The organism is Streptomyces sp. NPDC014764 (genome assembly GCF_043082785.1).
GTDB lineage: Bacteria > Actinomycetota > Actinomycetes > Streptomycetales > Streptomycetaceae > Streptomyces > Streptomyces althioticus.
The window spans coordinates 364565-382560 of record NZ_JBIBXY010000007.1 but is presented as its reverse complement, the minus strand read 5'-3'; the positions used below and the strand labels follow the sequence as shown (position 1 = coordinate 382560).

The following is a 17996-nucleotide window of genomic DNA, read 5'->3' as shown; positions in this document are numbered from 1 at the left end:
GGCATCTCGTGATCACCTCGAGGTAACTCCGTGAAGACGGTGGCATATGCCAAAGGCACCACCTTATCGTGTGTTGCCAAATCCCTTACAGGCCGTGGCGGGCTGTGCAACAGTCGTAACGGTCCCTCCGCCCGCCCGAAGGCCGTACCGTCCCGCATCGGAGTGCGTCATGCCGTCCCCTCTCTCCGCGGACCGCCCCGCCTCCCGGCCGCCGGGAGGCGGCCAGGTCGACGCCCTCATCTCGCAGACCCGGCGGCTCAAGGGCGATGTCGACGCCGTCCGCCGCGACACCCCGGCCGACGCGGGGGACCCCCGGGAGCGCTGGCGCCGGGCGCTGTACGACCTGGCGATGCACCAGCTCGACGACCTGGACGAGCACCTGGCGCAGCTGCGCGACGACCCGCCGCCCGCGCCCGCCGAGGAGTTGCCCGCGCCGCCGGCCCCGCCCCGCTCCGCCCTGCTCAGCCGGGTCGGCAGCGCCGAGTGGGACCTCCTGACCGACGCGGTGAGCTGGTCCGGCGAGCTGTACCGGATCCTCGGCCGCGACCCGGCCGCTCCCCCGCTCACCCTCGACGAACTGCCCTCCCTCGTGTGCGACGAGGACCGGCCCCGGCTGACCCGGATGGTCACCGGCTGCCTGGTCGACGGCCACCCCATCGACGGGGAGTTCCGCGTGCTGCACGCGGCCGACGACATACGGACCGTGCACATGATGGGCGAACCCGTGCTCGGCGCCGACGGGAGCACCGTCTCCATGTGGGCGGTCCTGCGCGACGTCAGCGAACTGCGCCGCTGCCGAAGGGCGGTGAGCGAGACCCGTGACTCGCTGCACCGGCACCGACACGCCGCCGCACGGAGTGAGCACCGGCTCGCGGTCGAACTGCAGGAGGCCGTGCGACCGGCGTGGCACGGCTCCCTGCGGTTCCCGCGGCGCGGCCCGCGCGCCCTGGACGTGGCCGCCGCCCATCTGCCGCCCTCCACGCACGCGTCGGTCGGCGGCGACTGGTACGACGCCCTCGAACTGTCCGACGAAGCGACCCTGCTGGGCGTCGGCGAGCTCACCGGACAGGGCGTGGGCGCCGCGTCCGGTGTGGCCATGCTGCTGGGCGCCGTACGGGGCATGGCGCTGGCCGGCACCGCGCCCGGCCCCCTCCTCGACTGCCTCGACCGGCTGCTCGACACCACCGCCCAGCCGGTCCTGGCCGGCGCCGTCTGCCTGCGCTACCGGCACGACACCCGCACCGCGGTGTGGGCGCGGGCCGGCCACCCCGCCCCGCTGCTCTACCGCGGCCGGGCGGGGCGGGCGCTCGACGCGCCGCGGGGGACGCTGCTGGGCGCCGCCCCGGGCTCCGCACACGAGCAGGCCGAGGAGACCCTCGAGGTCGGTGACCTGCTTCTGCTGCACACCGACGGCCTGGTGCCCGGGCACACCGGGACGGCCGTCGTCCACCGGCTCCTCGCCCTGGCGCCCCGGTTCGCCGGGGGCCGTTCCGCCCAGGACTGCGTCCGGGAGGTCGTACGGGAGTTCGGTGAAGGAGAGCGTGCGGAGCACGCCTGTGTGCTGGTGGCGCGCGTCGCCTCCTGACAGGGGCGCGCACGTGACAAGTGACCCCTGACGAGGGCCGCGTGCCCCTCAGGCCTTCGCGGTCCCGCCCTTGCCCCGCGGCCTGGGCAGCGCCAGCTCGATCTCCTCCCGCAGCTCCTGGATCCTCGGGTACGAGGAGTACTCGGCGGTCAGCCGGTACATCTGGCGCAGCCGGTCCCAGGTGCGGCGCGAGGAGTTCTGGCCCATCGACACCAGGGCGAGCCGCGCGAAGCGGTCGGCCTGCTCGGGATCGTCGGCGATGAAGCACGCGGAGGCCATCGACAGGAAGTCGAAGATCTTCGACCGCTGCTGGGCGTCCACCCGCAGCGCCAGCGCCTTGTCCGCGTAGTGCTGGGCGTGGACGGCCGCGCCCGGCTCGAACTCCGCGAGCGTGCGGTAGGCGAGGGCCTGCATGCCGTACAGGTCCGCCTCGTTGAACAGCTGCATCCAGTTCGGCGGCGGCGCGTCCTCCTTGTCCGAGACGAACAGGTCCTCCGCCCGGCCGAGGGTGCGGCGCATCGCCTGGCCCTTGCCCATGGACGCCTGCGCCCACGCCTCGATGGTGTGGAACATGGCGCGGGTGCGCGGCAGCACCCGCTCGCCCGAGCCGGACTGGGCGAGTTTCATCAGGTCGAGCGCCTCGTCGGGCTTGCCCAGGTGCACCATCTGACGGGCCGCGCGGGACAGTGCCTCGCCGGCGCGCGGGCGGTCGCCGCCCTCCCGTGCCGCGTGGGCGGCGATGACGAAGTACTTCTGCGCCGTCGGTTCCATGCCGACGTCGTGCGACATCCAGCCGGCGAGGACCGCCAGGTTGGCGGCGACGCCCCACAGGCGCCGCTGGAGATGGGGCGGATGGTGGTAGGCGAGCATGCCGCCCACCTCGTTGAGCTGTCCCACGACCGCCTTGCGCTGGAGGCCGCCGCCGCGGGCGGCGTCCCAGGCACGGAACACCTCCACGGAGCGCTCCAGTTCCTCGATCTCCTGCGACCCGATGGGGGCGGCCTCGTAGCGGTCGAACCCGGCGGGTTCGGCGTGCAGGGGATCGTGCAGGCGGGGGGCGTCTGCGGTGAGAGCCGGATCGGTGTGCAGCCAGTCGTGCATGGCGCTGCTGAGTGCGGAGCCCGCGGTGAGGGCGGCGCCCGCACCCACCAGGCCGCGTCGGTTGAGCATGAGGTCCATTCCCGTGAATTCGGTGAGGACCTCGGCCGTCCGCTCGGGCGCCCACGGCATTCCGTCGGGATGTTCCGCACTCCCGGCGCGTGGCCGTTTCCCCGTACGCCCGTGCCGGACCAGACCGAGATCCTCGATGGTCACGACACGGCCGAGACGCTCGGTGAACAGAGCCGCCAGCACCCGCGGCACCGGATCGCGCGGGATCTCTCCCATGTCGATCCACCGCCGCACCCGGGAGGTGTCGGTCGCCAGCTGCGGATGGCCCATGGCCGCCGCCTGCCGGTTCACCAGCCTCGCGAGTTCGCCCTTGGACCAGCCGGCCAGGCCGAACAGGTCCGCGAGCCGGGTGTTGGGTTGTCCGCTCACGTCAAGCCCCCAGGTTCTCGGCTGAGTTGACAGTAGCCCGGTGGGCAGTGCCGGGCGACTATTCGCCAGGGTTCGCCAGGGTCCGCCAGATGGTGTGCCAGGGGCCCTCGGGTGTCGAGTAGGAACGCGCCACCACGACCCCGTCGCCGCAGGGGCATTCCCCCAGGGTGCGGCCGGGCGGCCGGGTTGGGTGGTGCGCTGACGTCGCAGGCACACGAAGGGATCTGTATCACCCATGTACGCAGCATCGTCCTCCGTGTCCGCCCCGCCCCGGCCGCTGCGTGCGCGTCCGTCGGACAGCGGCCCCTACCTCGCCCCCGCACGCCCGGCGGCCGCCCCTGTGCTCGGCGCGGGCAACGCACGGCGTCTCGCGGGACCGGGCAACCAGCCGCTCAGCGGGAGGCTCGACCTGTCCGGCGCACAGGGCGCGCAACTGCGCACGGCGCTCGCGTCGGTGCACCGCATCTGTCCGGAGTTCGCGCCGGTCCAGGTGCTGCGCCGCACCGGCCGGTCGGTCCTCCTGGTCGGCACGACGGGCCGCAGCACGGCGGTCGCCAAGTGCTTACTGGACCACTCCCCCGCCTGGAGCGAGCGCATCCGGCACGAAATAGCGGCATACCGCTCGTTCGTCCGGCAGCGTCCGCCCGTGCGGGCGCCCCGGCTGATCGCAGCGGACCCGGACAACTGCACGCTGGTCATCGAGCGCCTGCCCGGCCGGGTGGTGGCGCTCCAGCGGCACCCGGTGGAGGCGCCACCCCGGGCGGACATCAGGGCGGCACTCGGCGCGATCTGCCGGCTCAACTCCTGGCGGCCGCCCGCCGGGACGTTCGACGCGCCGCTGGACTACGCGGCCCGGATCAACCGGTACCACGAGCTGGGTCTGCTCACCGACCGGGACCTCGGGGACCTGCAGAAGCTGTTGCACGGCATCGCCGTGGCGGCGGGCCGGCAGGGCATGGGCCAGTTCTGCCACGGCGACGCGCTGCTCTCCAACATCCTGATCTCACCGGCCGGTCCGGTGCTGGTGGACTGGGAGCACGCGGGCTGGTACCTGCCGGGCTACGACCTGGCGACGCTGTGGTCGGTGCTCGGGGACGCCCCGGCGGCCCGGCGTCAGATCAGCCAGATCGCCCAGTCGGCGGGCCCCGCCTCGCGCGACGCGTTCCTGGTGAACCTCATGCTCGTACTGACCCGGGAGATCCGCACCTACGAGACGGCCGTGCAGCGTTCGATGCACGAGTCGGCGCCGGCGCCCGCGGGGGGCCAGCCGGGTGGCACGCCGTCCGGTGAGGAGCAGAGGCTGCTGCTGCGCCGGCTGCACGACGACTGCCAGATGGCCCGGAAGGCCGTGCGCGCGGCGGTCGGCACCCGCTGAGCCGACGGCCGCTGCGGCTGGCGCACCCGTGCGGGTCCTGATCTCCGGCACGGCCGGAGGCCCGTGACGGGCGCCGCGCACCTCGACCGCCGCGACAGCGACGGAGCCGTCAGGGCGCCGGCCCGACGCCGACCGCAGGCGCGGGAACGCGCGGCCGGCTCGACGAAGCGGCGGCACCCTTCGGGCGCCCACCCTCGCAGCGTGCCTGCGGGCCGTCCCTCGGCATCGGCACGACTGCCGTAGGCGGCCTCTCCAGTGGGCACGGGGGCCGTCTCCCGGCATCGGTATACAGCCAGGGCGCGGGCGTCGCGGGGGCGTGCCACCGGTATAGACCGGTGACGCGCCGCAGGTCCGCCGGGACCCGCCACGAAATCTCGCCACACCCCGATTGACAAGGTAATTCTCGCCCTCCTGGGCATGATTGACGGATCATCGGCCTGCCGGTACCACTGACGGGTCGCACGACCGTCCACAGGAGGCTGCATTGCGAGATCTCGCCACCGAGCCCGGCCATGCGGCCGGGCCGTCCCGACGCGCCGTCCGGGGCGCCCTCGGCGCCCTGGCCGCAGCCGCGTTGACGCTGCCCCTGTTGGGCGCGGCGCCCGACCCGGCCCCGCCGGCCACCGCCCGGCTGCAACAGGCGTTCGCCTCCGCGGCGGCCGCGTACGACGTCCCGCAGAGCGTGCTGCTGGGCGTCTCCTACCTGCAGTCCCGCTGGGACGCGCACGGCGGCGCCCCGAGCGTCACCGGTGGCTACGGGCCGATGCACCTGACCGACGCCCGGACCGCGCTCGCCTCCGCCGGGCACCACTCCACCGGCGCCGAGGACCCGCGCGGCGACGACGCCCGTCCCGCGCTGCGCCCCTCGGAGCTCGGCCCGGACACCGCGAAGCTGCCGGACCGGCTGACGACCCTGCCGAGGGCGGCCCGGCTGACCGGGCTGGACGCCGGGACGCTGCGCGAGGACCCGGCGGCGAACGTGGCGGGCGGCGCCGCCCTGCTGGCCGAGGCGCAGCGCCGGCTGGGCGCGCCGGCCAGCGACGACCCGGCCGACTGGTTCGGGGCGGTGGCGCTGTTCTCCGGCGCCGACGACCGCGCCTCGGCGACCGCGTACGCGAACGAGGTGTTCGCGGTGATCAGGGACGGCGAGGAACGGGTCACGGACGCCGGGCAGCGGGTCGCCCTGGACGCGAGCCCGGATCTGGCGCCCGATCCGTCGGCGCTGGAGCGCGCCGGGCTGCGCAAGGGTTCCGCGGCCGGCACGGAGTGCCCGCGGACGGTGTCCTGCGAGTGGATCCCGGCGCCGTACGAGGAGTTCGGCGACGGCGACTACGGCAACCACGACCTGGGGAACCGTCCCGCCTCGCAGCGGATCCGGTACATCGTCGTGCACGACACGGAGGGCGCCTGGGAGGGCGTCCTCGACATGGTCCAGGACCCGACGTACGTGTCGTGGCAGTACAGCCTGCGCTCCACCGACGGCCACATCGCCCAGCACGTGAAGGCGAAGGACGTCGCCTGGCACGCGGGCAACTGGTACGTCAACGCGGCGTCGATCGGCCTGGAGCACGAAGGTTTCCTCACCGACCCGGACGCCTGGTACACGGAGGCCATGTACCGCTCCTCGGCGCGGCTGGTGAAGTACCTGTCCGACAAGCACGGCATCCCGCTGGACCGGCAGCACATCCTCGGCCACGACACGGTGCCGGGCACCACCACGGCCACCATCCCGGGCATGCACACCGACCCCGGCCCGTACTGGGACTGGCGCCACTACTTCGAACTGCTCGGCGCCCCGCTCGAGGCCTCAGGCGCGAAGAACGCCGGCGCCGTCACGATCCGGCCCGACTACGACACCCACCGGCCGGTGTTCACCGGCTGCGAGACCGCCGGGGAGCCCTGCGCCCCGCACGGGTCGAGCGCGGTGAGGCTGTACTCGGACCACGACGTGAACTCCCCGCTCATCAAGGACATCGGCCTCGGCTCCACGCCCACCACCGGGGTGAACGACCTGTCCTCGCGGGTGTCCACGGGCCAGCAGTACGCCGTGGCGGACCGCTGGGGCGACTGGACGGCGATCTGGTACCTCGGCCAGAAGGCCTGGTTCCGGAACCCGGCGGAGAAGCCCACCGCCGTGCCCGCCAAGGCCAAGGTGATCACCCCGCGCAAGGGCCTGGACACCGTCCCCGTGTACGGGCGCGCGTACCCGGAGGCGGCGGCCTACCCGGAGGGGGTGCCGGCGCAGACGGTGTCGCCGCTGCCGTACAAGGTGCTCGCCGGGCAGCGGTACGTGACCGGCGGCAAGGTGCCGGGCGAGTACTACTACGCGGTGACCTTCGACGCGGCCTCGCACCAGGTGGTGCGCGGCAAGGACCAGTACTACGAGATCCAGTTCGGCCACCGCGTCGGCTTCGTGCGGGCCGCGGACGTGACGGTGGTGCCGTCGTAACACGGGAGCGCGCACCACACGACGGGCGCCCCCGGACCTCTGCGGTCCGGGGGCGCCCGTCATCGTCCGTGAGTAGGGTCAGCCCTGCTGGAACAGCTCCGCCGGCAGCGGCTTGAGGAGGGCGTACAGGTCGTCGGTGATCGGGCGGTCCCAGGCGGCGATGGTCACCAGGACGTTGTCGCTGCGGTCGAACTGCACGCAGGAGATCCGGCTCTCGGACAGCTTGACGCGGCGCACGATCAGCAGGTTGTCGCCCTGCATCACGGGCACGTCCTCCGTGGAGGCGACGGTGACCTCCTCGTCGTTCTCCAGCGCCAGCAGCAGCTGACCGACCTCGAAGGGCACCTCGCCCTCGGGGACGTCACGCGCAGGTGAGCCCTCGGGGAGGTTGCCGATGATCATCGCGGGACCGCGGCCGCCGAACAGGTCGTAGCGCAGGAAAACGCCCTGGCAGGTTCCGTCGGGGGCGGGCAGCAGACCCGCGCCCAGGTTGCCGGGCCAGTCGCCCGGGTCCATGGCCAGTACGTCGAATTCGGGCCCGGCGGGTGTGGCGCTTCGGCGGCGGAGGAACGACATGCCGCCATGGTACGTGGCCGAAGCCCGGTTCGGACGGTCGGACGGGAGCCCCGCGGTCCTCGTCCGCCCGCCCGGTCCGGGGCTTCCCGCTCACTCCTCGGCGGGTGCGGGCGGGACCACCGCGACCGGGCTGTGCGCGTGCAGCAGGACCGCCTGGGTGACGGAGCCCATCATGCGGGCGGGCGCGAACAGCCGGCGACGGTGGCGGCCCACCACGACCAGTGAGGCGTCCCGGGACTCGCCGACCAGGTGACCGGCCGCGTCCCCGGGCACCACGACGGCCTCGGCTTCGACTTCCGGGTGCTGCTTCCGGAGCGGGGCGAGCAGGCCCTCGGCGAGGACGCGCGTCTCGTGCTCCACGGCCTCCTGGTCGACCTGCGCGGGCGCCACCTCGCCGGGCAGCAGCATCGTCTGCAGCGGCCACGGGTAGGCGGTCACGACCCGCAGGCCGGAGCGGCGCAGGGCGGCCTCGGTGAAGGCGAAGTCCAGCGTCGCCGTGTCGGGGCTGTCGGCGCTCGTCCCGACGACCACGGGGCCTTCCCGGTGCACCGGCGACTCCTCGCGCTCCTCGCCGCCGCGTCCCGGCCGGGGCACCACCACGACCGGGCATCCGGCGTCCCTGGCGGCGGCCAGGGAGTTCGAGCCGAGCAGCAGGCTGGTGAAGCCTCCACGGCCCCGCGAGCCCAGTACCAGCAGCCGGGCCTCCGTGCCGGTCTCGGGCAGCAGCGCGCTCGGCATTCCCTCGGTGACGACGTACTCGGCGGACGGCGTGCCGCCCAGTTCGTCCACCCGGGCGCGGGCCTGCGCGAGCACCGGGTCCTCGTCCGCGTCGGGCGGCCCGGTGTCCTGCGGGTCCTGCCGGGTGCGGAGCGGGTCCGCGCGGACGTGCAGGACGCGCAGGGTGGCCCTGTGCCGCCGGGCGGCGTCCAGGGCCCACTCCAGGGCGCGCAGTCCGTCCGTGGAACCGTCCACCGCGGCGACCACCGGCTGGTCGTCCATGTGCCTCGCCTCCGGATACGGCATCGGGTCCACGCCGTCCCTCACGGTCCGGCGCGGCTTTCTGCTGATCGCGTGTCCGGAAAAACGCGCGGCACACGTCGCCGGGCGGTGCGCGTCAGGTCAGGTCGAAGTCGCCCTCCCGTGCGCCCGACACGAAGGCGCCCCACTCCGCAGGGGTGAAGATCAGGGAGTGGCTTTCCGGCCGGCCGCTGTTGCGCATGGCGATGAAGCCCTCCACGAAGGCGATCTGGACGTCGCCCAGACCCTTGCTGCCGGACTGCCACTGTGCGTTGCTGAGGTCCAGCTCGGGCTTGTCCCAGCCTGTGAGCGGGCGCCGCTGGGTGGTGCTCTCGGCCACGTCCGTGCTCCTCCCTGTTGCCGTCGGCGGCCAGCCTAGCGAGGGGTTTGTCCTGCGGACAGGCCGCGGAAGGGGGATGTGGGAAGGGCGCCGGTGACGGCTGCGGGCCGGTGGGAGCCTGTCGCGCAGTTCCCCGCGCCCCTCAGGGCGTCGCGGTCGCCGTGTCCCTGACACCATCCGCCGGGAGAAGTGCAGGCCCGGCTCTTGCACCGGAGGGTGGTCGGCTGCGTTACTGGGGCCCGACGCAAACGACCGAATGATCGGTCGTCCGGAATGGGATGGTGAAGGGAAGGTCCTGATGACTCAGGCGGCGGACCTGCTGGACCCGGCGGAGCGGCTCGACCTCGACGGGTTGCGGGCCCTCCAGCTGGAGCGGCTGCGGAACTCCTTGCGGCACGCGTACGAGAACGTGCCGTTCTACCGGGAGTCCTTCGACAAGGCGGGCGTCCACCCGGACGACTGCCGTTCACTGTCCGACCTGTCCCGCTTCCCCTTCACCACCAAGGCGGACCTGCGGGCGAACTACCCGTACGGGATGTTCGCCGTCCCACAGGAGCGGATCCGCCGGCTGCACGCCTCCAGCGGCACCACCGGCCGCCCCACGGTCGTGGGCTACACGGAGAACGACCTGTCCATGTGGGCCGACATGGTCGCCCGGTCGCTGCGCGCGGCGGGCGGCAGGCCCGGCGACATCGCGCACATCGCGTACGGGTACGGCCTGTTCACGGGCGGGCTGGGCGCGCACTACGGCGCCGAGCGGCTCGGCTGCACGGTGATCCCCGCGTCCGGCGGGATGACGTCACGTCAGGTCACGCTGATCCAGGACCTCCAGCCGTCCATCATCATGGTGACCCCGTCCTACATGCTCACCCTGCTCGACGAATTCGAGCGGCAGGGCGTGGACCCGCGCTCCACGTCGCTGCGGGTGGGCGTCTTCGGCGCCGAGCCGTGGACCCAGGACATGCGGCGGGAGATCGAGGAGCGGTTCGCGATCGACGCGGTGGACATCTACGGCCTGTCCGAGGTGATAGGCCCGGGCGTCGCCCAGGAGTGCGTGGAGACCAAGGACGGGCTGCACGTCTGGGAGGACCACTTCTTCCCGGAGGTCGTCGACCCGATCACCGGCGAGGTGCTGCCCGAGGGCGAGCAGGGCGAGCTGGTGTTCACCTCGCTCACCAAGGAGGCCATGCCGATCGTCCGCTACCGGACGCGGGACCTGACCCGGTTGCTGCCGGGCACGGCCAGGGTGTTCCGGCGCATGGAGAAGGTGACCGGGCGCAGCGACGACATGGTGATCCTGCGCGGGGTGAACCTCTTCCCCACACAGATCGAGGAGATCGTGCTGCGCACGCCGGGCGTGGCGCCGCACTTCCAGTTGCGGCTGACGACGAGCGGCCGTATGGACGCGTTGACGGTGCGCGCGGAGGCCCGTCCGGATGCGGACGCGGCGACCCGTGAGGCGGCGGCCCGGTCGATCGTGCAGGCGGTGAAGGACGGCATCGGCGTCTCGGTCGGGGCGGAGATCGTCGACCCCGAGTCGCTGGAGCGATCGGTGGGCAAGATCCGGCGGATCGTGGATCTGCGGGAGCGGCGCGGCTGATCCTCACCCGGAGGCCGGGGTCACCGCTCGTCGGCCAGGATGCGCTCATCCGTCACGATCCGCTCGGCCGCGGCGGTGACCGGCCGGTCCAGCTCCTCGGGCGTGAACACGTCCGGCAGGGCGAGCTGTTCGACGGTCGGCCGGTCCAGGGCGAGGTGGGGCAGTTCGACGGCCTTCTGCGCCTCATGCTCCTCTGTCCACAGCCATTGACATCCGGCACCCCTGACAGGAAAGTTTCATTCGGCGCGATGATCCCCGGAAGTTACTTTCAAAGAGCTCGGGGACCGGACTCGGGAGGGTGGACGGATGGCGGACGCGAGAGGGATGAGCAGGCGTCAAGTGGGGTTGGGGGCGCTGGCTCTGGGAGGCGGGCTGGCGTTCGCGTCGCTGCCCGCGGATCCGGCCGCCGCGGCCGCCTCGTCCCGCGGGGACGGCCGACCCGCGCTGCGGCACGGGTCGGCGCGGGAGGCGGGGCTGCTGCCCGGTCCGCTGAAGCAACTCGTCACCGACGCCGAGGCGTTCCTCCAGCCGTCCCCTGAACACCCCTGGTTCGCGGGGGCCGTTCTGCTCGCCGGTCGCGGACGCACGGTGGCGCTGCACAAACCTATCGGCATGGCCGTGCGCTACCAGGCCTACGACGAGGAGACCGACACCGGCGTCGAGTTCCCGCCGGACCAGCGGATCCCGATGGCCGAGGACACCGTCTTCGACCTGGCGTCGGTGTCGAAGCTGTTCACCTCGATCCTCGCCGTGCAGCAGATCGAGCGGGGCCGTGTCGAGCTGGAGGCGCCGGTCGCCTCGTACCTGCCGGACTTCGGCCGGGCCGGGAAGCAGGACGTGACGATACGCCAGCTGCTGACGCACACGTCCGGCTTCCGGGCGTGGATCCCGCTGTACGAGGCGCCGACGTACGAGGAGAAGGTGCAGCGCGTCTACGACGAGGCGCTCGCGAGCCCGCCGGGCACCACGTACCTGTACTCCGACCTGAACCTGATCTCGCTCCAGCTGGTGCTGGAGCAGGTCACCGGGCGGCGGCTGGACGTACTGCTCCGCGAGGAGATCACCGAGCCGCTCGGGATGCGCCGCACCCGCTACAACCCCCCGGCGTCCTGGAAGCCGAAGATCGCGGCCACCGAGGACGCCCGCAAGCCGTGGGCCGGGCTGGACAGGGGGCTGGTGTGGGGCGAGGTCCACGACGAGAACGCGTACAGCCTCGGCGGGGTCGCGGGTCACGCGGGCGTGTTCTCCGACGCGTGGGACCTGGCGGTCCTCGCGCGGACGCTGCTCGACGGCGGTGTCAGCGGGCGCAACCGGATCCTGCGGCCGGAGTCGGTGGAGCTGATGTTCACCGACTTCAACACCGCGTTCCCGGGCGACGAGCACGGCCTGGGCTTCGAGCTCTACCAGCACTGGTACATGGGCGCGATGGCCACCCCGCGCACGGCCGGGCACACCGGGTTCACCGGCACCGCGCTGGTGCTCGACCCGACCACCGACTCCTTCCTCGTCGTCCTCGGCAACTCGGTGCATCCGGTGCGCAGTTGGCGGTCCGGTTCGGCGCCCCGGGTGGCTGCCGCCAACCAGCTGGCCCGCGCGGTGCCGGTGCGCCCGGCACGAGGGCGCACGGCGTGGTTCTCGGGAATGGCGAGCGCGGCCACCGCGACCCTCGCGCTGCCGGCGCTGGACACCGCGTCCGGCGCGGCCAGGCTGAGCTGCGCGCTGTGGTGGGACACCGAGCCGAAGGCCGACGTCCTGGTGCTGGAGTCCTCGGCGGACGGCGGGACGACCTGGGAGCCGGTGCCGTTCACGACCCGGCGGCGGGGCGGCTCCGCCGAGCAGCACCCGACGGGCACGGCCACCGGCTGGTCGGGCCGCGTCTGGCACGACCTGACCGCCGACCTGCCGGCCGCTCCCGGCCTGGTCGTGCGCTGGCGGTACACCACGGACCGGCTGTACGTCGGGCGCGGCGCCTACGTCGACGGCCTGCGCGTCGAGAAGGGCCGCCGCCGTCTCTTCGACGAGTCCCGCCCCGCCGACGCGACACGGCTCCTCGCGGAGGGCTGGAGCCGGGAGGACGGCTGAGGTTGCCACCCGGCCGGCCGGGGCGTCACCCACGGTTCCGGCCCGCATGCCCCGGCCCGCATGCCCCGGCCCGCACGCCCCGGCCTGCACGCCGTCTGGCGGACACCATCCGTCGCGGATCCGCCTACAGGAGTCGGGAGTACGACTGAGCGGACTTCCGCCCGGTCAGCCTGTCGATCACGGACCTGGCCGACCGCCCGGCCTCGTCGTCCACCGGCGGCTCACGACGGACCGCCTGTTCGACGGGCGCGGCTCTTCGCAGGCAAAACCTGCCCGCCGACGCCCCACCCGGCGTCGGGCCGACGACCGGTGCCGGGAAGGCGGCCCTCGCGCCGGGAAGGCGGCGGGTGCCGGGCCGACGACCGGTGCCGGGAAGGCAGCCCCCGCGCCGGGAAGGCGGCGGGTTCCTCCGGTAACGCGGCCGGTGCGGGAAGGCGGCCGGTGCCGCCGGTAACGCGGCCCGCGCAGGGAAGGCGGCCGGTGCAGGGCCGACGGCCGGTGCCGGGAAGGCGGCTGGGGCCCGCCAGGGCGTCAGGCCTGGACGGACTCCAGCACCGCCATCGCCGCGTTGTGGCCCGGCACCCCGCTGACTCCGCCGCCGCGTACCGCTCCGGCGCCGCAGAGCAGCACGTTGGCGTGGAGCGTCTCCACGCCCCAGCGGCCGGTGCCGTCCTGGGCGTGGGGCCAGGTGAGGTCGCGGTGGAAGATGTTGCCGCCGGGCAGCCCCAGGTCGCGTTCCAGGTCGAGGGGCGACCTGGCCTCGATGCAGGGGCGGCCGTCGGCGTCCGTGGCGAGGCAGTCGGCGATCGGCTCGGCCAGATGGGCGTCCAGCTGGGCGATCGTCGCCCTCAGCAGTTCCTCACGCACCGCGTCGTTGTCGCGCTCGAACAGCCGCGCGGGCGTGTGCAGTCCGAACAGGGTGAGGGTCTGGTAGCCCTGTGCCGCGAGCTCGGGCCCGAGGATGGACGGGTCGGTGAGCGAGTGACAGTAGATTTCCGAGGGCGGCGCGTCGGGCAGCCGGCCCGCGTCGGCCTGCGCGTGGGCGGTGGCCAGCTGCTGGTAACCCTCGGCGATGTGGAAGGTGCCGGCGAACGCCTCACGCGGGTCGACGGAACTGTCACGCAGCCGGGGCAGCCGCTTGAGCAGCATGTTCACCTTGAGCTGCGCGCCCTCGGCGTGCGGCGGGGGCGTGTCGCCGGTGAGCCGCGCCAGCTCCTCCGGGGAGGCGTTTACGAGGACGTGGCCCGCGGTGACGACGCCCTCGCCGTCGGCCGTGCGGTGGGTGACCTCGGCGGTGCGGCCGTCCGTCTCGATGCGTACGGCCTCGTGGCCGGTGGCGATGACGGCGCCGGCCTTGCGGGCGGCGTCGGCGAGCGCGTCGGTGACCGCGCCCATGCCGCCGACCGGGACGTCCCAGGCGCCGGTGCCGCCGCCGATGACGTGGTACAGGAAGCAGCGGTTCTGCTTCAGGGACGGGTCATGGGCGTCGGCGAAGGTGCCGATGAGCGCGTCGGTGAGGACGACGCCGCGCACCAGGTCGTCGGAGAAGCGGGCCTCGACGGCGACGCCCAGGGGCTCCTCGAAGAGGATCCGCCAGGCCTCCTCGTCGTCCACCGTGCGGCGCAGCTCCTCACGGGTGGGCAGCGGCTCGGTGAGCGTCGGGAACACCCGGCGGGCGACCCGGCCGGTCAGGCCGTAGAAGCTCTGCCAGGACCGGTACTCGCGGTCGGAGCCGGTGAGCCGGACGAACGCCTCGCGGGTGCGTTCCTCGCCGCCGCCGACGAGGAGGCCGGTGGGCCGGCCGTCGCGCTCGGTGGGCGTGTACGAGGAGATGCTGCGGGTGCCGAGCCGGACGTCGAGCCCCAGGTCGGTGAGGATCTTCCGGGGCAGCAGGCTGACCAGGTACGAGTACCGGGACAGGCGTGCGTCGACGCCGGCGAAGGGGCGGGTGGAGATCGCCGCGCCGCCGGTGTGGTCCAGCCGCTCCAGCACCAGTACGGAGCGCCCGGCACGGGCGAGATAGGCGGCGGCGGTGAGACCGTTGTGGCCTCCTCCGACGATGACGACGTCGTACGTCCGGGACTCCTGAGCGGCGGTCATGCCTCTTCGTAACACGTGATGATCGTCCGCGGCCAGAGGTGACCGCGAGGGAGAGGGCCAGGGCCGGCCATGAACCGGACTACGCGCCTCCGGCCAGGCCGTGCCCCCGCGCCGACGCCACCCGCCCGTACAGGTCCGCCGCCTCCTTCAGGTGGCCGAGGCGCTCCAGGCAGTGCGCCTCGTCCTCGCGGGCGGCCAGCGTGTCGGGGTGGTCGGCGCCGAGGATCCGTTCCCGGGCGTCGGCGACCCTCCGGTACTCGGCGAGCGCGTGGGCCCAGTCGCCCAGCCAGCCCAGCGCGACGGCGACCTCCCTGCGGCTGACCAGGGTGTCGGGATGCTCCGCCCCGAGCACCCGTTCGCGCAGGGCGGCCACCTCGCGGGACTCGGCGAGGGCGTCCGTCCACCGGCCCAGCCGGCCGAGGCTGACGCCGGCGCCGTGCCGGGCGCGCAGCGTCCCGGGGTCGTGGGGGCCGTGCACCCGGGTGCGGTCGGCGACCAGGCGGCGGTACACGTCGAGGGCCTGCCCGACGCGGCCGAGGCGGCCGAGGGCGACGCCCACCTCGTGCCGGGCGGCGAGGGTGTCGGCGTGGTCCGGGCCGAGGACCCGGGTGCGGATCACGGCCACGTCGCGGTAGGTCTCCAGGGCCGCCTTCCAGCGGCCCAGGCGGCCGAGGACGTAGGCGACCTCGCAGCGGGTGACGAGGGTGTCGGGGTGCTCGGGCCCGAGCACCCGGGAGCGCGCCCCGGCCACCTCGCACGCCATGGTGTGGGCGTCCTCCAGGCGGCCGAGTCTGCTGAGGCTGAAGGCGAGGTTGTGACGGCAGCGCAGGGTGTCTGGGTGGCCGGGGCCCATGGTCCGTTCGCGCGCCTCCAGCACCGACAGGTACACGCGGTGCGCGTCGGCCGGGCGGCCCAGCTGGGCGAGGACGTACCCCATCTCCTGGCGCGCGGCGAGGGTGTCGGGGTGATCGGGTCCGAGGACGCGGATCCGGGCCTCGGCGACGTTCTTGTAGGCGCGCAGGGCGTCGGCGGGCCGGCCGGTACGGCTGAGGGTGAACGCCACCTCGTAACGGCTGGCAAGGGTGTCCGGGTGCTCCGGGCCCAGGAGGCGCTCGCGCTCGGCGGCGACCTCGCCGTGCAGTTCGCCGGCCTCGTCCCAGCGTCCGATGCGGCCGAGGCGGAGGGCGGCGTGGTGGCGCTCGGCGAGTGCGGTGGGCACGGCCGCCGACGGGGTGGGCCGGGGGGCACCGGCGGAGGCGTGCGGCGGGGCTCCGGCGGCGCGAACGGCGTTCACGCCGCGCGTCCAGGACGGCAGCCGTTCGGGGCGTCCCGCGCCGGCCGTGCGTCCCGCGGGAGGGCCGTCGGCAGGGCCGGGGGGCACCGGGCGTCCGGCCGTGTCCGGAGCGGAGCGCAACTCGACGATGCGCGCGGCGACTTCGAGGGCGCCGTCAGGCCGGTCGTCCGGGTCCTTGGCCAGCAGGTCGAGGATGACGCGGTCCAGCCGCCCGGGCAGGTCCGCGCGGTGGCTGCGCGGCGGCCGGGGCGGGGTGTCGCGGTGGCCGACGAGGACCGCCCAGGCGTCGTCCAGGTCGAACGGGGGCACGCCGGTGGCGATCTCGTAGAGCACGCATCCGAAGGAGTACAGGTCGCTGCGCCGGTCGACCTCCTCCCCGGCGATCTGCTCCGGCGACATGTAGTGCGGGGTGCCCATGGCGACGCCGGTGCCGGTGAGCCGGGAGGTGAAGCCGATGTCGTGCCCGAGGCGGGCGATGCCGAAGTCGCAGATCTTCACCGTGCCGTCGTCGAGCCGCACGATGTTGGCGGGCTTCAGGTCGCGGTGCACGACACCCTGGTCGTGCGTGTAGGCGAGGGCGGCGGCGACCTGCGCGGCCACCTCCACCACCTCGTCGACCGGCAGCGGACGGTGCTTGGCGTCCTCCAGGAGCCGGCTGAGGTCACGGCCCTGGAGCAGCTCCATGACCAGGTAGAGCACGCCGTCCGATTCGCCGAAGTCGTGCACCACGGTGATCCCGCGGTGCTGGAGCGAGGCCGCCACCCGCGCCTCGCGCCGGAACCGCTCGCGCAGGACCCGCCCGAACGACGGGTCGCGCTGCGGGCCGAGCGGGTCGAGGCACTTCACCGCGACCTGCCGGCCGAGCGAATCGTCCCGCGCCCGCCAGACCTCCCCCATGCCGCCGCGTCCGATGCGGTCCAGCAGTCTGTACCGGCCGCCGATCAGCCGTTCGTGGTCCCCCATGTCCTACGCCGCCCCCGTCGTAGTCCGTCCGCCCTCCCCCTGTCTCGTCCAGTATGGCGACAACTCGCCCGAGTTTGTACGGGGCCGGGGGCGGCGGGGACGGTGTGGGAGCGGTGGGTCAGTTGAGGGTGTCGAGGAATTCGGTGCAGGCCCGGGCGCAGGCGCGGCAGGCCTCCGCCGTACGCTCGGCGCCGGGGTGTCCGTCGAAGACGTGAGCGCTCTCCAGGCACACCTGTCGGCACCACTCGACCTGCATCCGGATGGTGGCCTCGTCGGCCTGGTTCTGCTCGGACAGCACCCGGCAGGTCGCGTCGCAGACCTCCGCGCACATGATGCCCTTGCGTCGTACGAGTTCCTGGTTCTCGGCGCCGTCGGGGTCCACGAGGCCGGCCCGGGTCGCGCAGGCCCGGGCGCACTCGGTGCAGGCCTGGGCGCAGGCGAACCGGTCCTCCAGGAACCGGAACAGCTCCTCCTGCGATGTCGTCGTCACACCGCGCGGGTTGCCGCCGTTCGGGGGGTCAAACCCGGTCCGCCCCGTCGCCGCGAGGGTTCCGCGGCCTCCCGTGGGCGGGTCGGTCGGGGGCGGGCTGGTTCGGGGCGAGGTCCCGGGGTACCCGCGAGGACATGATGAACGCGATGGAGACAGCCGACCTGGCGGCGGGACGCGGTGCCCTCGGCGTCGGACTGGTGGTGGCGGGGATCGTGGTCCTGGCCCTGCTGATCGGCATGTTCCTGCTCGGCAGCCGCAAGGTACGCGACAACGACTCCCGGCGGCCCCGGCCCGACGAGCAGCCCCGGATGCCCGAAGGCGGCCCGGTCCGCGAGGTGCAGGAGCACCGGGAGCCGGAGGCGATGCCCCGGACCGACGAGCGGCTGACCCCGCACGAGCTGAAGGGCCACGGCAACGCCGGCACCCGCACCGGCACCGCCGAGGGCGGCCCCCGCTGGGACGAGGGTGGCAGCGGCGGCTTCGGCAGCGGCGGGCCCGGCGCCCACTGACCCGCGAAACGGCCCCGGCATCCGCCGGGGCCGTTCTCGTGTCACCGTGGCGTCGTGCCGCACGAGGTCACCGTGCC

Annotated in this window: 13 protein-coding genes; 6 read left to right on the top strand and 7 right to left on the bottom strand. The window is 73.8% G+C overall.

Features of this window, described 5'->3' with window-relative positions; translation table 11 throughout:
* Window positions 1–169 precede the first annotated feature (169 nt).
* Window positions 170–1585, top strand: coding sequence for a SpoIIE family protein phosphatase (locus tag ACF1AG_RS20545; RefSeq protein WP_359603481.1), 1416 nt, complete (start codon window positions 170–172; stop codon window positions 1583–1585).
* A gap of 48 nt (window positions 1586–1633) precedes the next feature.
* Here the strand turns inward: ACF1AG_RS20545 and ACF1AG_RS20540 are convergent, their stop codons facing one another.
* Window positions 1634–3124 (bottom strand): hypothetical protein, encoded by a 1491-nt coding sequence (locus ACF1AG_RS20540; protein ID WP_391810160.1) that lies wholly within the window; start codon window positions 3122–3124, stop codon window positions 1634–1636.
* 235 nt (window positions 3125–3359) lie between these two features.
* Between ACF1AG_RS20540 and ACF1AG_RS20535 the strand changes: the two genes are divergently transcribed.
* Together ACF1AG_RS20535 and ACF1AG_RS20530 are read left to right on the top strand one after the other, a co-directional pair.
* On the top strand, window positions 3360–4499 hold the full coding sequence (locus ACF1AG_RS20535) for an aminoglycoside phosphotransferase family protein (RefSeq protein ID WP_359603485.1): 1140 nt from the start codon (window positions 3360–3362) through the stop codon (window positions 4497–4499).
* A gap of 484 nt (window positions 4500–4983) precedes the next feature.
* Window positions 4984–6948, top strand: a complete 1965-nt coding sequence (locus ACF1AG_RS20530; RefSeq protein WP_391810159.1) for an N-acetylmuramoyl-L-alanine amidase — start codon at window positions 4984–4986, stop codon at window positions 6946–6948.
* Window positions 6949–7026: 78 nt separating this feature from the next.
* Here ACF1AG_RS20530 and ACF1AG_RS20525 read toward each other — a convergent pair whose 3' ends face one another.
* The 3 genes from ACF1AG_RS20525 to ACF1AG_RS20515 form a co-directional block, all read right to left on the bottom strand.
* Window positions 7027–7524: a hypothetical protein gene (locus ACF1AG_RS20525; RefSeq protein ID WP_359605974.1), complete on the bottom strand. Its 498-nt coding sequence runs from the start codon at window positions 7522–7524 to the stop codon at window positions 7027–7029.
* Between the two features lie 90 nt (window positions 7525–7614).
* Window positions 7615–8523 carry a universal stress protein gene (locus tag ACF1AG_RS20520; protein ID WP_391810158.1) on the bottom strand — a complete coding sequence of 303 codons (909 nt, stop codon included), beginning with the start codon at window positions 8521–8523 and terminating at the stop codon, window positions 7615–7617.
* A gap of 115 nt (window positions 8524–8638) precedes the next feature.
* Window positions 8639–8881, bottom strand: coding sequence for a DUF397 domain-containing protein (locus ACF1AG_RS20515; RefSeq protein ID WP_359605978.1), 243 nt, complete (start codon window positions 8879–8881; stop codon window positions 8639–8641).
* Window positions 8882–9179: 298 nt separating this feature from the next.
* On the opposite strand from ACF1AG_RS20515, the gene paaK reads away from it, so the two are divergent.
* Together paaK and ACF1AG_RS20505 are read left to right on the top strand one after the other, a co-directional pair.
* Window positions 9180–10481, top strand: a complete 1302-nt coding sequence (paaK, locus tag ACF1AG_RS20510; RefSeq protein WP_359605980.1) for a phenylacetate--CoA ligase PaaK — start codon at window positions 9180–9182, stop codon at window positions 10479–10481.
* Window positions 10482–10805: 324 nt separating this feature from the next.
* On the top strand, window positions 10806–12563 hold the full coding sequence (locus ACF1AG_RS20505) for a serine hydrolase (RefSeq protein ID WP_391810157.1): 1758 nt from the start codon (window positions 10806–10808) through the stop codon (window positions 12561–12563).
* Between the two features lie 531 nt (window positions 12564–13094).
* On the opposite strand, the gene ACF1AG_RS20500 is transcribed toward ACF1AG_RS20505, so the two are convergent.
* The 3 genes from ACF1AG_RS20500 to ACF1AG_RS20490 form a co-directional block, all read right to left on the bottom strand.
* Entirely contained in the window at window positions 13095–14699 is a 1605-nt protein-coding gene (locus tag ACF1AG_RS20500) for a phytoene desaturase family protein (protein WP_391810185.1), read from the bottom strand.
* Window positions 14700–14742: 43 nt separating this feature from the next.
* Window positions 14743–16920: a tetratricopeptide repeat protein gene (locus ACF1AG_RS20495; protein ID WP_391810156.1), complete on the bottom strand. Its 2178-nt coding sequence runs from the start codon at window positions 16918–16920 to the stop codon at window positions 14743–14745.
* A gap of 118 nt (window positions 16921–17038) precedes the next feature.
* Window positions 17039–17410, bottom strand: a complete 372-nt coding sequence (locus tag ACF1AG_RS20490; RefSeq protein WP_037638103.1) for a ferredoxin — start codon at window positions 17408–17410, stop codon at window positions 17039–17041.
* A gap of 146 nt (window positions 17411–17556) precedes the next feature.
* Here ACF1AG_RS20490 and ACF1AG_RS20485 point away from each other — a divergent pair, with 146 nt between their 5' ends.
* Entirely contained in the window at window positions 17557–17919 is a 363-nt protein-coding gene (locus ACF1AG_RS20485) for a DUF6479 family protein (protein ID WP_391810155.1), read from the top strand.
* Window positions 17920–17996 lie beyond the last annotated feature (77 nt).

Excerpts from the sequence above, each read along its gene's own strand:
- paaK (WP_359605980.1), top strand. The coding sequence starts at position 9,180 with ATGACTCAGGCGGCGGACCTGCTGGACCCGGCGGAGCGGCTCGACCTC.
- ACF1AG_RS20520 (WP_391810158.1), bottom strand. The coding sequence starts at position 8,523 with ATGGACGACCAGCCGGTGGTCGCCGCGGTGGACGGTTCCACGGACGGA.
- ACF1AG_RS20535 (WP_359603485.1), top strand. The coding sequence starts at position 3,360 with ATGTACGCAGCATCGTCCTCCGTGTCCGCCCCGCCCCGGCCGCTGCGT.
- ACF1AG_RS20495 (WP_391810156.1), bottom strand. The coding sequence starts at position 16,920 with ATGGGGGACCACGAACGGCTGATCGGCGGCCGGTACAGACTGCTGGAC.
- ACF1AG_RS20545 (WP_359603481.1), top strand. The coding sequence starts at position 170 with ATGCCGTCCCCTCTCTCCGCGGACCGCCCCGCCTCCCGGCCGCCGGGA.
- ACF1AG_RS20505 (WP_391810157.1), top strand. The coding sequence starts at position 10,806 with ATGAGCAGGCGTCAAGTGGGGTTGGGGGCGCTGGCTCTGGGAGGCGGG.
- ACF1AG_RS20485 (WP_391810155.1), top strand. The coding sequence starts at position 17,557 with ATGGAGACAGCCGACCTGGCGGCGGGACGCGGTGCCCTCGGCGTCGGA.
- ACF1AG_RS20525 (WP_359605974.1), bottom strand. The coding sequence starts at position 7,524 with ATGTCGTTCCTCCGCCGCCGAAGCGCCACACCCGCCGGGCCCGAATTC.